Raw genomic sequence first — 14,694 nt, forward strand, 5'->3', positions numbered from 1 at the left:
AACGCAGCCCGGCGCGAAGACTCAAGCCTCTTCAGCCACCGTCTCTTCCGCACCTTCCGACACCTGGTCGATCCAGTCCTGAAGGTTGTAGTAGGTGGTGATACGGGCGATCTGGCCGTCGCGGATCTCGAAGAAGCTGCCTGCGGGCAGCTTGTAGGTCTGGCCGTTCGCAGGCGGCAGGTCGTTGTCGGAGCCGATATAGCTGCCGTGAACGATGAACTCGGCGGCGGCCCGTGTGCCGTCCTCGTTGACGAACAGCACGATATCGCTGAGGCGCTCCTTGTAGCAGCGCGTCATGTGAACGTTGAAGGACCAGAATTTGTCCTTGCCGACACGGCGTTCGCCCTGGTTGACGTCATGGATCAGATCGTCGGTAACCAGGCTCTCCATTTTCTTGGTATCGCCGGCATTGAAAGCGGCGAAATAGGTATCGATCAGAAACCGGGACTGTTTGTTGGCCATAGGTCCTCGCAGGGGCGGAAACACAATCTGGCCGGAAGTTTGCCCCTGCCGCCTTACCGGCGCAAGAGGCAGAGCGGATTGCGGTTTACGGTTCTTCACCGAAACCACTTCAAACCAAACAAAGTCCTTTCTCTGGCTCGTCCTGCACCAAACAAGCAACGTTGCTCAAATGCAACATACTGTATCTTATGAGCAACAATTACCTCCAACATTAGAATTGACTGTTGCATCGAGCCCTGAACTCGCAGTATCAACTCCTCGCCGGTCACTGACCCGAAACAGACATCAACGGTTAGGCCATTTTCACCACCCGCATGATCAGGCCCTGCCCACTCATGTACGGATGCTGTTCTGGTGGACCGAGCACCATCACATGTAGCTCAGCGGTTAGAGCGTCAGGCAAGTTGCCTGAAAGTCACAGGTTCGACTCCTGTCTTGTGAGCCATGGATAGCTCAATGGTAGAGCATCGGACATTTAATCCGACTGTCGCGAGTTCAACTCTCGCTCCAAAAACCCGGTTTTGAACGCCGGACTGGCCTTTCACGCCAGCAGCTATGCAAGCTGTCCCACAAGGGACCTGAAGAGAACTTGCGAACGCGGACTGCGCGTCTTTTGCCTTCGGGCGAAAGAGCCTGACCGCCACCGCCAGGTCGCTTCGCCCGGCCTTTGGCAAAGGCTCCGCCGCGGCTTTGCCGGAACTGCCTGTTCTCGAACGGGCGGAACCCGCGTTGCCGCCGCGCCGCCCTCTGGCCAATGGCCCGTCGGGAGACCTCGTGCTCTCTTCAGGTCTCATAATTTCGCCCCGGTTGCTCCATGACGAGCGGCCGGTTTTCCTAACCTCCAACCATCTTCAACACCGGAAAGGACAACCAAGTGCCTTAGCGCTATGGAAGGATTATCGAAATGACGACTTTTCTCGACAAGATCCGCGGGCGAACCCGCGTAGTGATTTCTGAAACGGAACGGGCTCTCCACATCTGCAAGGGAGAGCTCCAGGGTATTCTCGGACCAGGTGAACACAGCCTCCAGAACGGCCGTGGCACACTGGTGGTCGAGCGCCAGTCCATAACGGCGATGCCTCAGTTCCGGTCGACCTACGAGAAGGCGCTCTTCGATAAGCTTCCACAAGTTGCCGAAGAGCACCTGACCGTTATCCGGACCGGACCGGGGGAAGTGGCCGTTGTGGAACGCGACAACCGCATCCACACCGTGCTTGGCCCGGACGAGCGGCTTGTCCTTTGGACGGATGCCGGTCCCTGGACCTTCGAGGTCATCGACACGGCTGCCGACCCGGCCCTCACGCCGAAGCTCATGCGCCGGCTCGGGGATGCCCGGCAAACGCAGCAGTTCGTGATCGTGCCGGTAACCGACGGTAGCGTTGCCCTGCTCTTCATGGATGGGGTGCTCACCAAGGTGCTTGAAGCCGGTGTGCATGCCTTCTGGAAGGCAGGCCGGACCGTGACGCAGAAGGTCATCGACCTCAAGCGTCAGGCGCTTGACGTCACCGGTCAGGAAGTCCTGACCCTCGACCGCGTCACCATCCGGATCAACCTGTCCGCGGACTACCGCGTGGTTGACCCGGTAAAGGCCGCAACCGAGGTGAAGGACTTCACCGACACGCTCTACCGGGCCCTGCAGCTTGTGTTCCGCAAGCAGCTCGGCGCGCTCAAGCTCGACCAGATCCTTGAAAAGAAAGGCGAGGTCAACGCGGAAGCCGCCGAGAAGATCAAGGCCGACATGGCCGAGATCGGTGTCGAGGTCTCCGACATCGTCCTCAAGGATGTGATCCTTCCGGGCGAAATGCGCGAGATCCTCAACAAGGTGGTGACGGCTGAAAAGGAAGCCGAAGCCAACGTGATCCGGCGCCGGGAAGAAACGAACGCAACCCGTTCGCTTCTGAACACGGCCAAGGTGATGGCTGAAAACCCGGTCATGCTTCGGCTCAAGGAGCTCGAAGCGCTCGAAGCGATTGCCGGCAAGGTCGACCGGCTCACGATCCACAACGGAACCGTGGGCCTGATGAACGACCTCGTCCGGCTTCGCGACGACAACGCGGCATAAAACGGAACGGCGCGGGGTAACCTGCGCCGTTTCTGTTTCCGCGCGGCCCTGCAAGCCTTAACCGGTCACGCTGCCCCCATTTGCTGAATGCCTCTCAAACCTCGTCACCGGCAATCACAATTGATGTTGCGTTCCCGCCTTCCCCGGGACCGCATTTTTTGAAAAACACCATCCATCTGAAGAAAAAGACAATGAAAACAGACACAAGGATCTCAAAACGCCTGTCCTTCTGGCTTAGACACAAACCGGAAGACGCTGGTTTGGAACTATCAGACGACGGCTGGACTGACGTTGTCGCTGTCCTGAACGCCTTCGGCGCTCTTGGCCTTGAGTGCAACAGGGATCAGCTGGACAGAGTGGTCGCGACCAACGACAAGAAACGCTTCGAGTTTTCCAACGACGGCAAACGCATCCGTGCGCGCCAGGGACATTCGGTTAACATCGACCTCGGCCTGACGGCCTTGACGCCTCCGGAAATCCTGTTCCACGGAACCGCGACCCGCTTTCTTCCGCTCATTCTGGCTGAAGGCCTGAAGCCGATGGCTCGGCACCATGTGCATCTGTCACCGGATCGCGAAACCGCGCACAAGGTCGGCAGCCGTCACGGCAAACCTGCCATCCTTCAGGTCGCGGCAGGGGCCATGCAGGCGGACGGGCACCGGTTTTACCGGACGGACAACGGCGTCTGGCTGACGGATGCAGTTCCCACCACCTTCCTGACGATGTCCGAAGTCTCCCCATGACGGTCTTCTGCTCAAGGGCTAAGCCCTCGGGTACACGGGTTTGGTCGACGTGAACCTCGGGGATTCCATGGCTTCGTCATCACTCCATACGGCCAGGAAAATAAAAAAATAAAAATCTTTCTTTATTTTCTTGCCTCACATATAAAAAGAATATCCTTTCTTTATTGAGGCTCCCATGTCCGTCACTTCGCCAGCGCATGTGCCTGCCAGCAATTCACTCTTCGCGCCGGAACGTCTCACCGGCACTCTTGCGCTTGTGCTGGGGGTCGGGTCACACGCCATCAACGGGTTTGTCACAACCGCCGTCCTGCCGGATATCATCCGCGATCTCGGCGGGCAGGATCGCGCCTTCTGGGTGTTTTCCTCATTCGAGATGATGGCGATCCTGGCCGGCTGTCTCACCGGGGCGGCGAAAGTCCGTTTCGGTGCCAGGCATCCTTTCCTGCTGGCGTCCTTTCTGCTTGCCAGCGGCTCCGTTCTGGCCGGGCTGTCGACATCGCTGGAGGGGCTGATTGCCGGGCGCGCCCTGCAAGGGTTCGGCGAAGGCATGATCATCGCACTGTGCTACTCGCTGATCCCGGATCTCTTTCCCAGCAACATTGCCCCGCGTGTCTTTGCCATGCTGGCGGCCGTCTGGGCCGTTGCGGCTGGCATAGGTCCGGTTTCAGCCGGCATCCTGTCCGAACTCTGGTCGTGGCGCGCAGCCTTCCTGATCAACATCCCGCTCGTGCTGCTGCTGTTCGTTCTAATGAACAGTGCCCTGCCCGCAAGCGCTACCCGTCCGGCGCCGCCAAGCAACGCCACAGCCAGAAAAGCCCCGGTCCGTCTGCTGGTCCGTCTTGCTCTGCTGGCTGCCAGCATCTTTTTCCTGACCGTTATCGGCGAACTGCACGCTCCGCTGCCGCTTGCCCTGACGATCCTGGCAGGCCTCGCAACTGCAGCGATCCTTCTGACCTACGATGCCGCCAGCCCGCAGCGTCTCTTCCCGCGTGATGCCTTCCGGGCACACACCCTCATCGGTCTCGGCACCTGGATCGTGTTCCTGATCTCGGCAGCCGCTGCCGTGCGCGCGGTCTTCGTGACGACGGTGGGTCAGGTCTACTGGGGTCTCAGCGTGACACAGGCAAGTTATGTCGCCGCAGGTCTCGCCTTCTCCTGGTCGACCTTCGCCTACATCTCCTCCCGCGCGCCGTCCCGCCAGCGCGAGCTGACCTATCTGACGACAGGGCCTTTTCTGATTGCCGGCGGTTTGACCCTGACCGCTCTTGCCATAACCACCGGCTCGCTGCCCCTCTTTGCGCTTGCCGCCGTTGTGGCCGGAGCAGGTCACGGGCTGTGCAACCAGATCCTGATGCGTTCGCTGATGTACACTGCCGAGGGTGAAGACCAGAACCTCGTCTCCAGCATCCTGCCGACGATATCTTCCGCCGGCATCGCCATAGGCGGCGGCCTTACGGGATTGATCGCCATTGTCACCGGGCTCGTCGCGCCGGGGTCGGAAGAGTTGCTGACGCGTGAAGCCGTTGCCCGGTCTGGGGCTTCCATCTTCTACATCAATGCGGGGCTGACACTGCTTCCGGCGCTGGCGATGCTGGTGCTCCGTCAGCGGCTGATCGCCCGGGAGAGCGCCGGTCCGGAGGAATAACCCGGCTCGGCTGATTATCCGAGATCGGCCCCTCGCGTTTCAATCCGGTAGACCCAGGTCACCGCCGCCCCCAGCAGCGAGGTGACCACGAGACCGGCAAGCAGAACATCCGTACCCAGGTCCTTCAGCAGCACGGGAAACAGGAATGCAGTGAGAACCGCGCCGATCTTGGCGATGGAGGCTGCAAGGCCCGCGCCTGTGCCGCGATAGGCGGTAGGGAACACCTCACCGGCAATCAGATAAGTCTGTGCGTTCGGTCCCATGTTGGTCATGAAATTGAACAGCATGAACCCGGCGAAGATCAGCGGGACATCCCAACCGGGCCCGGCATGATTTCCCGAAGCGGCAATCGCCAGTCCGGCGGCACAGCCGATAAACCCGATCACCTGAAGACGAACACGGCCTATCCGGTCGGTAAACAGCACGGCAAAGACGATGCCGACAATCAGCAACACGTCGATGAGAGCCGCTCCCTTCGCCGCCAGCAGATCGTTGTAGACCAGATCGGACAGCGACTGCGCGTGCTCGCGCTTGCTGCCGATCGAACTGGCCAGAATGATCGGCGTGAAGATGCCGATTCCATATGTCCCGAGATCCTGAAGGAACCAGGGAACCGAAGCAAAGAGGGTCGCCTTGCGCAGTTTCCTGTCGGTGAGAAACCGCGTCCATTTGATCTTGTGCGCGTCCGGTGCGCTTCTGGTTGCGGTCTTCAGCGAAATCGCGCTCGGATATCTCGGGCGTCGGTTGAGCAGCCTTAAGAGAGCGTTTTCCGCCTCTGCCACACGCCCCCGGACGATCAGCCAATTGGAACTCTCCGGTACGAAGAAACGGCCGGCCAGAATGAGAACAGCAGGCGGAACGGCAGTCAGATACATCCAGCGCCAGGCTTCAGGGTTCGGGAACCAGGTCAAAGTCAGATAGGCCAGTCCTGTACCCGAAAGGGCGCCGACGGCCTGGAAACTGAACGCGCCAAGAACCATTCGCCCACGGGCGCGCGCCGGAATATTCTCCGAAATCACCATATGCGCCGTCGGATAATCGCAGCCGAGCGCAAGGCCGATGCCGAAAAGGGCGAAAAGGGTAATCGAAAGGTTCGGCGCGACCGAAAGCACCAGCAGAAAGGCGATGAAAAGCGCCAGCTCGACGATGAACATCGCCTTGCGGCCAAAGTGATCCGCCAGCCCGCCAAGCGCCGTTGCCCCGATCAGGATGCCAAACAGGATGGCCGAGCTGACAAGGCCATGTTCCAGCGCGGTCAGGTTGAACTCGCGCCCGATCAGCGGCAGGGCGATGCCTGTCATGAAGACCACCATGCCTTCGAAGAACTTGCCGGCGCAGGCCAGCCACCAGATGCGCCACTGCATGTCCGTCAGCACAGGGCTGTCGAGATCCGTACCATCCCGCCACACCGGTGTTTCTTCGATATAGCCCTGTGGACTGTCTGGACCTGTAGCGGATACGTTGGAGAGGGTCTTCCGGACGTCTTTCATGAATTTCCTCCGTTTGCCATTCGGGGAAGCCTGCGAAGGATAGACCAACGGTTATGAAATTCTGGTGATTGTCGTAACGTAAACTTTCACTCGACGAAAACCATCTGCTCAACTCGCGTAACCTTGGCCGTTCTGCCGTGACGAAAGTCTTTTTCAGGCACGATCTGTCTCCTTGTCGCAATACGCAGTATTGACAGCGTGAATCAACTTTCCGATGATCCGGCAGTTTTATTAAGTCCGGTTCATTTATGGGTTTTCCTGCCGCTCGTCTCACCGACCTGCACACCTGCCCCATGTGCATGGGCGTTCCCGCACCAATTGCCTGGAAAGGTGCCTACACCGTGCTTACCGGCAAGCTGCCGCAGGCACGCGTCGGCGACATGTGCGTTTGCGTCGGTCCGCCGCCACCGGCCGGTGGTGATCCTATCATCACGGGTGCCTGGAACGTTCTGGTCGAAGGCAGCCCGGCAGCGCGCATGACCGACCTGACAGCAAAGGCCGGTACGATCATCACGGGTCTGCCGACCGTGCTGATCGGAACGCAAGGTGGCGGCGGTGGAGGAGGCGGAGGCGCGGGCGGTTCGGCGCCTCCTGCGAAAAGTCCGCACAAGTTCTCTGCCGGCGCGGAGAAAAGCGGCGAGAAGCCGTACAAGGAAAGATTCAAGAAAAAATACAACTCGAAAGGCGTTGAGAATCCGGACAAGGAACAGCGTTCACTGAAGGACCAGCTGAAGGACGACGCCGAGGTCAGCGCCGAATACGAGTATGAGCTGTTCAGCAAGGAAAAAACCTTCTGGGAATCGGAAGGCGGTCATTTCAAGACCGAAGCGAGCGCGGAGGCAAAGCTCGGCATCTCCGGCAATCTCGATGGAGACTTTGCCGCTGGAGCTTATGCAAACGCGAAGGTCGCCGCCATCACCGGAAAGGCCGAAGGCAAGACACTCAACGGGCTAGTCGGTGGCAAGGTGGAAGGCGAAGCCTTGTCCGCGTCAGCCGAAGCCGGTGCCGGCTTCAGAAAATCCGAAGATTTTGCGGGGGTGGAAGGCAAAATCGGGGGTGAACTCGTGCTCGTACAGGCCAGCGCTGAAGGCACCATTAACATCAGTCCCAAAACCCTGTACGACAACACCCTTGGCCCGTTTTTGAGCTGGGTGAGCGGAGATCCGGCAAAACGAACGCTCGACAGTGCCTATGACCACGGCCTTCGAATCGGAGGGCGCGGAGAAGCCGGCGTCGGGGCCGCAGCCGGCGCCAGCGCGCAGGCAGGAAAGATCGGTGGCGCCTATGGCGTGACTGCGGAAGCCAAGGCAGGGGCAGGTCCGATGGCGGGCTTCAAGGTCTTTGTCGGAGTTTATTAGACAGGCGGTTTTACACTCGAAACCGCCGGCAACAACACCCAAGGGTGATGATCGGAATGACCACTGAGGACTATGTCGCCGCCGAACTGACCGCAATCAGCCCGGCCCCGTTTGCGTTCCAGCTGCTGCTTCCGGGAAGCTGGGAGGTAAAGCAGGTCAACGAGCAGCCCCTGACGGCGGACAAACCCACCATCATCGCGGTCTTCGAGCCACCCATGGCGACGAATATCTCCGTCCAGGTGATCGGCATTCTCCTCAACAACGAGATCTCGGCCGCACACTGGCTCGAATACTACTGCTCCCTGTCGTCCTGGCATGTCGACACTCTGCAGCCGATCGATCCCCGGCGCGCACGCGCAAGCTGCTTTGTCCGGGCGGAAGGCCACGAACTGCGCGGCCTCGTCACCGTCACGGTGAACGGCGACACGCTGATCCTGATCCAGGCCTTTGTCCCCTCCAGCGAGTTCCCTGCCCTGTCCGACGTCGTCAACATGGCCGTCAGGTCGTTCCGCACCGAACAGGTGAAGCGGCCGAATGTGATCGAGGACTGGAGCAACTTTTCCCTGTTCCAGGACATCGGCTTCTTTTTCCCCGCGTCTTGGCATGTCAACCAGCCGCAATCCGGCCAGGCGGACCGCATGGCCATTGATTTTGCCCGCACCGGTTCCAACGGAGAGATACTGGGGTTCGCCAGACTGAAGGCCATCAACGCACAGCAACCGGTGGACCTGGTTCAGGAACTGGGCAAGACCAGACGTGAGTTCGAAGGCTCCAACATCGTGTTTGAGGCCGGAGCCTCCTCAAAAGCCGTGACACTCGACCCGCCGTTTATCGAAGCCACCGAAGTGACCGTCGGTGCCCACACGAGCGAAAGCACCGATCCGCTGGAATTCACCGCCCTTGCGATGAAAACTCCGTCTCACGTGATCATCAGCTCCATCCTGGGACCGGATCGCAAGACATCGTTCTACAATTGGGCGGTCAACAGGCGCGCGCATGAAATCGCCAACGCGTCCCTGCAATTCAAGCATCAGTCTTAGGGTTATCCGGCAGACGGGTTTCAAAAACCCGTCAGGCCCCGTTCCAGCCACTGGCTTTGCGGGATCTCCTTGCCGATCTTGAACGAGAACCGTTCGACACGCGTCACCCCTTCGTCCGTTTCGCAGCGGAAGGCAACGTCGAACCAGCGTCCGAGACTGCGGAAGGCTGCGATACGCGGCTGCAGCACGTTGCCGCCGCGAGGACGGAAAGACGGCAGCAGCTCAGGCGGCAAGGCACTGACGGAGGCAATCTGCTCTCTCAGCTCGGTCATGCACAACAGGTTCAACCGCTGGCCCTCGGTCATGCCGCGCATGGCTGTGCGTGCCTGCGGATCGTCCAGAATATCGCGGGAATAAAGTTCGCGCGCCGCGATCATCCCGGCCGGCGGCCCTTCCGAGCCGCCTGAAGCCCCGCCTCCACCGCCCTGGCTGCGACCCGGAGAGGTCACTGGTTTCGGCGGCTTGGGAGCTGGCGTCTTGTTGGTAGCAATAGGCCCGACAACGCCGAAGTCTTCTGCAGGCAGTTCCCCGGTTTCACTTGTGTCCGTTTCCGCCCCTGTTCCGGCGGTCTCCTCGGGCGCGGCATCCGGTTGTTCGGGTGTTTCGGCAACATCCGACGCTTCGCTATCATCGGCAGTGTCGTCGGGAGCAGTGTCTTCAGCAGCCGTATCCTGCACATCCTCCGGAGCATCCTCCTGCGGCGCGTCAGTTTCGGCAGCGTCAGCCTCCTGGCCTTCGCCCGCACCTTCCCCTTCACCAGCATCCGTTTCGCCCACCTGGGCGTCCTCCGTCTGCGCGTCGGCTGCCGCCTGCTGCTCACCCTCGGTAGTCGTGCTCTCTGCAGACGCCGGCGGCGTTTCTTGTTCCCCTTGCAGACCGGTATCTTCTTCGCCGAATTCAGTCACTTCCTGCAGAACGGAAGGCTCCGGCGGAGCTTCCGGCGTCTCGGCAAGATCCTGGCTATCAGGTGACGGAGGTGGGGGTGGTGGAGGAGGCGGAGCTTCCTGCGCCTGTTCCTGTTGTGGCTGCTCGGGCTGTTCCGGGGTTTCCACCTCTTCCTGCTCAGGCTGCTCCGGTTCGGGCTGCTGCAGGTCTACAGGCGGTGTCTTTTCCTCCTGCGGTGGCGGAGGCAGCAATTCGACTTCGACGACATCCTTGAGGGGCTGGGTCGTGTAACCAGACACCCCTTCGAGCAGCATCAGAGCCACCAGCGCATGCAGAACCGCCGAGACACCAAGGCCCCACAGGAAGAGCCGCCGGTCGGCAGGCTCGATCCCGGCCACGTTCCGGTCCATGTCGGCGGTGATGGCCAATAGAGCGCCCTTAAAGCAGAGTTGCCGGTTGGTTTCAGGTTCGAAGTTTCAAAAAAACCCGGCGTTTCCGCCGGGTTCTTCGATGTTTCTAGCTCTTCCCGGCAGCTTAGCTGTCCAGGAACGAACGCAGCTTGCGAGACCGGCTCGGATGCTTCAGCTTGCGCAGCGCCTTCGCTTCGATCTGGCGGATACGTTCGCGGGTCACCGAGAACTGCTGACCGACTTCTTCCAGTGTGTGGTCGGTGTTCATGCCGATACCGAAGCGCATGCGCAGCACGCGCTCCTCACGCGGGGTAAGCGAGGCAAGCACGCGGGTGGTCGTTTCGCGCAGGTTCGACTGGATGGCCGCATCGATGGGCAGAACAGCGTTCTTGTCCTCGATGAAATCGCCCAGGTGCGAATCTTCCTCGTCGCCGATCGGCGTTTCGAGAGAGATCGGTTCCTTGGCGATCTTCAGAACCTTGCGGACCTTCTCCAGCGGCATCTGCAGCTTTTCAGCCAGCTCTTCCGGGGTCGGCTCGCGTCCGATTTCATGCAGCATCTGGCGCGATGTCCGGACGATCTTGTTGATCGTCTCGATCATGTGTACCGGAATACGGATGGTACGGGCCTGATCGGCGATCGAACGGGTGATCGCCTGCCGGATCCACCAGGTCGCATAGGTGGAGAACTTGTAGCCGCGCCGGTATTCGAACTTGTCCACCGCCTTCATCAGGCCGATGTTGCCTTCCTGGATCAGATCCAGGAACTGCAGGCCGCGGTTGGTGTATTTTTTCGCGATGGAAATCACGAGACGCAGGTTCGCCTCGACCATTTCCTTCTTCGCGATGCGAGCTTCACGCTCGCCTTTCTGCACCATTGCAACGATGCGGCGGAATTCGGTGATTTCCAGACCGGTTTCGGTGGCCAGCGTCTGGATGTCCTGACGCAGCTCGCGAACCGTTTCCTTTTCCTTGGCGATGAAGTTCTTCCAGCCGCGTGTGGAAAGGTTGGCCACCTTGCGCAGCCAGTTCGGATCAAGCTCGGCGCCCTGATACTGCTTCAGGAAGTCCGTGCGGTCGACATTGTAGCTGTCGGCCAGACGCAGCAGACGGCCTTCATAGCCCATCAGGCGCTTGTTGATGTCATAGAGCTGGGCAACCAGGGCGTCGATACGGTTCTGGTTGAGCGACAGGCTCTTCACATCGACAATGATGTCTTCTTTCAGCTTCTTGTAGCGGCGCTCCTGGCTTGGCGATAGGGTCTTGTTGGCCAGCTTGTTTTCCACCAGCTGATCCTGCAGGCGGCGAAGCTTCTTGTAGTTGTCGGCGATATTGTCGAAGGTTTCCAGGACGCCCGGCTTCAGCTCGGCTTCCATGGCAGACAGGGAAACGTTGGATTCGAACTCGTCGTCGTCGTCATCGCCGTCCCCTTCACCGTCTTCGTTCTCGGTGTCTTCGGACGCTCCGCCGGAATTTTCCGAATTGCCTTCGCCCGGTGCCACGTCGTCATTGGCAACGGCCGGGCCTGCCTTGGCATCGGGCCCGGCATAGGTTGCTTCCAGATCGATGATGTCGCGCAGCAGAACCTGGGCTTCGTTCAACTCGTCGCGCCAGATGATGATGGCCTGGAAGGTCAGCGGGCTTTCGCAAAGACCCGCGATCATTGCCTCACGGCCGGCCTCGATGCGCTTGGCAATCGCGATTTCACCCTCGCGCGACAGCAGTTCGACAGAACCCATCTCGCGCAGGTACATGCGCACCGGATCGTCGGTGCGGTCAGCCGGCTCTTTCGCGGTGCTCTTGGCAAGTGCCGTCGTGCTGGCGGCCACCAGATCGCCGCCATCGACTTCTTCCGGGCCTTCTTCGGCTTCGTCGGAATCGATCACGTTGATGCCCATGTCGGACAGCATGGACATGGTGTCCTCGATCTTTTCCGATGAGACCTGCTCGGAGGGCAGAACCTCGTTCAGTTCGTCATAGGTCACATAGCCGCGCTTCTTGGCGGCTTTGATCATCTTTTTGACAGCGGCATCCGACAGGTCCAGCAGAGGGCCGTCAGGGCCGTCTGTGCTCTGCTCCTGTGTGTCGTCTGCTTGTGTCGCTTTGGCTACCATATTGTGCTCCAGTTCGCGGCCGGTCCGGCTACGCCGCGCCCTTATGTTTGGCTTCAACCCAATTCAGCCTCAGCGCGCCAGCAATCGTTGCGGCGGCGTCTGAAAGAATCACTGTTGAAAAGGTTGTAAGCCGTGTCCCTTAAGTCCCAATTAACCGTACACTTTTCGACATTGGCATATTTCAGCATCGACGCAGCACACGGCCTTTTCTGTCGGCATCCGGAAACGGATGCGTAAAAGGTGTTCATTCGGGTTGCAGCGATATTTAAGACTTTTGCCGCGAGCAGGCTTGGAAGCTCCGGCGCTTGAGGGCTGCAAACGTTCTATTTAGCTCGGCTCACGCGATTCGCAAGTGTGATTCGTCACCGGTCAATTGGAAAATGCCATTTTTGTGCCGTTACGGACATCAAAGAGAGCGATTCCCGACCTAACGCCGACCAGCCCCCTGAAAACGGACTGCCGCTCCGAAAGTTCCCTTCCCGTCAAGCCCGCGCAGTGTTGTCACCACATCAAGCAGCCGTCAACCGCTGCGCTTTAATGCGCCGCAACTGCAGCCGGTGGTGCCGTGCGGATCTTTTTGGCGCGTTCGGCGAGATCGGCTTCGTCCCGCGCGCATTCCTCGCGCCGCCGGCTGAGGTCCTGTGTCAGCGCCTGAATGCGCATCCAGGAATGTTCATCGAGCTGCTCGTCCGCGGTTGCGAGTTCCGACGACAGTTCCTCTTCCAGAGCATTGAGTTCCAGAACGTCGAGAAAATGCAGATAGGCCGCTTCGATGAAATCCTCCGGCGGATTGGATTTCAGAAGCGGAAAGCGGTGTGTCAGCGCGGAAAACTCCGCCCCACGTTGCTGCTGCATGCCGATGGTTTCGAGCATCATTTCGCCCATGATGTTTCGAAGCGGCTCCTCGAAGGCGCTGGTCAGCTCAGCTATGGGGGTGGCCTCCAGATCATCGACGATGCGGCACAGGATATCGCGCAGCTCCCTGTGCAGATCATTGGCGAAAGGCAACCGGGAAAACCGTTCGAAGTTCCGGTCGAGCAGATGCGGAAAGCGCATGCTCAAACCAAGCACAAGCCGTTCCGTCCCAAAATCATGGGTGGCCGAAACCCGCTCACGCGCCATGCCGAGCGGCACCGCCGCTTCGACTGCTCCGCCGGGTCGTCCGCCTTTGCCACCCTGCCGGGACTGACGGGCCTGCTCGAAGAACAGGTTGGACAGTTTGAACTTCAAATCGAGCTGGTATCGCCTGCGCACCCGTTCATCGCGAATGGTGCCGATCAGATCGTCGAACCGTTTTTCCAGCGCGGCCTTGCGTTCCGGCGTGTCCAGCCGAGACACGGAGATCTCCCGATCCCAGACCACATCGAACAGGGATTGCGCCCGCCCCACCTCGTCATGAAAGCCGGCAACCCCGCGCTGCTTGATCAGGTCGTCAGGGTCCATGCCGTCCGGCAGGAAGCAGAACTGGAAGGAGTAGCCACTCTTGAGCACCGGGAAGATCCGGTCGATTGCGCGGTGCGCCGCCGAAACCCCGGCGGCATCTCCGTCAAAGCAGATCACCGGTTCAGGAGCAAATTTCCAAAGCCGCACCACCTGGTCTTCGGTAAAGGCCGTTCCCAGAGAGGCGACCACGTGGTGGATGCCCGCCTGCCAGAGAGCAATCGCATCGAGATAGCCTTCCACCACCACAGCCTCGCCGCTCTTGAAGGCGGGTTCGCGTGCGCGGTGCGCATTGAAGAGCATGACACCCTTGTGAAACAGGGGCGTTTCCGGCGAGTTCAGATATTTCGGCTGGCCCTCGGGAGACAGCGTCCGCCCGCCAAAGGCGACAACCCGGCCGCGGTCATCCTGGATCGGGATCATCAACCGACCACGAAAGCGGTCGTAGGACGGGCGCCCATCGTCCGGCTTGATGATCAATCCAGCCTCTATCATGTCAGCTTCGGGGATCTCGCGCGCAGCCAGATATCCCTTCAGCGCGTCCCTGCTTTCAGGGGCGAACCCGAACCGGAACTCGCGCAAGGTTTCCGGTGTCAGGCCACGTTTGTTCGTGTAGGCGCGGGCGGCATCACCGCGCGGGCCGGCAAATTCGTTCTGAAAAAACTGCGCCGCCATTTCGCAGATGTCGGCAAGCCCTGCCCGCTTCTTCTCGCGCCGCGCTGCCTGAGGATCCGGCGCAGGCAGGCCGACGCCGGCCTGCTCGGCCAGACGCTCGACAGCCTCGGGAAAACTCAGTCCCTCGGTTTCGCACAGGAAGGTGAAATGGTCTCCGGACGCGCCGCAGCCGAAACACTTGTAGCGGTTGCGCCGATCATCGACATGGAAGCTCGGGCTTTTTTCCTGATGGAACGGACAGCAAGCCCAGTAATCGCCCTTCCCGGGCTGCGTCTTGCGCCTGTCCCAGGTCACACGCCGCCCGACGACATCCGACAAGGTCAGACGGGCACGAATTTCATCGAGAAGGCGCGGTTCGAAACGCATGGAAC

10 protein-coding genes and 2 tRNA genes are annotated in these 14,694 nt (G+C 60.1%); 7 read left to right on the forward strand and 5 right to left on the reverse strand.

Annotated features, from left to right (window positions below; translation table 11 throughout):
* Positions 1 to 21 precede the first annotated feature (21 nt).
* Complete coding sequence (locus V1T76_RS24350) at positions 22 to 462, reverse strand: ketosteroid isomerase-related protein (RefSeq protein WP_330563284.1); 441 nt, start codon at positions 460 to 462, stop codon at positions 22 to 24.
* Positions 463 to 831: 369 nt separating this feature from the next.
* Here V1T76_RS24350 and V1T76_RS24355 point away from each other — a divergent pair.
* The 5 genes from V1T76_RS24355 to V1T76_RS24375 all read left to right on the forward strand — a co-directional run bounded on the left by V1T76_RS24355 (position 832) and on the right by V1T76_RS24375 (position 4,912).
* Positions 832 to 907, forward strand: a tRNA-Thr gene (locus V1T76_RS24355).
* A gap of 1 nt (position 908) precedes the next feature.
* Positions 909 to 972 (forward strand) — tRNA-Lys (locus V1T76_RS24360).
* Between the two features lie 394 nt (positions 973 to 1,366).
* On the forward strand, positions 1,367 to 2,524 hold the full coding sequence (locus V1T76_RS24365; protein WP_330563285.1) for a slipin family protein: 1,158 nt from the start codon (positions 1,367 to 1,369) through the stop codon (positions 2,522 to 2,524).
* Between the two features lie 191 nt (positions 2,525 to 2,715).
* Complete coding sequence (locus tag V1T76_RS24370) at positions 2,716 to 3,267, forward strand: RNA 2'-phosphotransferase (RefSeq protein WP_330563286.1); 552 nt, start codon at positions 2,716 to 2,718, stop codon at positions 3,265 to 3,267.
* A 175-nt stretch (positions 3,268 to 3,442) separates the two neighbouring features.
* Positions 3,443 to 4,912, forward strand: a complete 1,470-nt coding sequence (locus V1T76_RS24375; protein ID WP_330563287.1) for an MFS transporter — start codon at positions 3,443 to 3,445, stop codon at positions 4,910 to 4,912.
* A gap of 14 nt (positions 4,913 to 4,926) precedes the next feature.
* Here V1T76_RS24375 and V1T76_RS24380 read toward each other — a convergent pair whose 3' ends face one another.
* Positions 4,927 to 6,402, reverse strand: coding sequence for an MFS transporter (locus V1T76_RS24380; RefSeq protein WP_330563288.1), 1,476 nt, complete (start codon positions 6,400 to 6,402; stop codon positions 4,927 to 4,929).
* Positions 6,403 to 6,650: 248 nt separating this feature from the next.
* Between V1T76_RS24380 and V1T76_RS24385 the strand changes: the two genes are divergently transcribed.
* Together V1T76_RS24385 and V1T76_RS24390 are read left to right on the forward strand one after the other, a co-directional pair.
* On the forward strand, positions 6,651 to 7,760 hold the full coding sequence (locus tag V1T76_RS24385) for a PAAR domain-containing protein (protein WP_330563289.1): 1,110 nt from the start codon (positions 6,651 to 6,653) through the stop codon (positions 7,758 to 7,760).
* 56 nt (positions 7,761 to 7,816) lie between these two features.
* Positions 7,817 to 8,800, forward strand: coding sequence for a hypothetical protein (locus V1T76_RS24390; protein ID WP_330563290.1), 984 nt, complete (start codon positions 7,817 to 7,819; stop codon positions 8,798 to 8,800).
* Between the two features lie 20 nt (positions 8,801 to 8,820).
* Here the strand turns inward: V1T76_RS24390 and V1T76_RS24395 are convergent, their stop codons facing one another.
* The 3 genes from V1T76_RS24395 to dnaG form a co-directional block, all read right to left on the reverse strand.
* Positions 8,821 to 10,113, reverse strand: a complete 1,293-nt coding sequence (locus V1T76_RS24395; RefSeq protein ID WP_330563291.1) for a DUF930 domain-containing protein — start codon at positions 10,111 to 10,113, stop codon at positions 8,821 to 8,823.
* 106 nt (positions 10,114 to 10,219) lie between these two features.
* Positions 10,220 to 12,208, reverse strand: coding sequence for an RNA polymerase sigma factor RpoD (rpoD, locus tag V1T76_RS24400; RefSeq protein ID WP_330563292.1), 1,989 nt, complete (start codon positions 12,206 to 12,208; stop codon positions 10,220 to 10,222).
* Positions 12,209 to 12,742: 534 nt separating this feature from the next.
* Positions 12,743 to 14,689, reverse strand: coding sequence for a DNA primase (dnaG, locus tag V1T76_RS24405; protein WP_330563293.1), 1,947 nt, complete (start codon positions 14,687 to 14,689; stop codon positions 12,743 to 12,745).
* Positions 14,690 to 14,694 lie beyond the last annotated feature (5 nt).

This window comes from Roseibium sp. FZY0029, assembly GCF_036350355.1.
In the GTDB taxonomy this organism is placed as follows: domain Bacteria; phylum Pseudomonadota; class Alphaproteobacteria; order Rhizobiales; family Stappiaceae; genus Roseibium.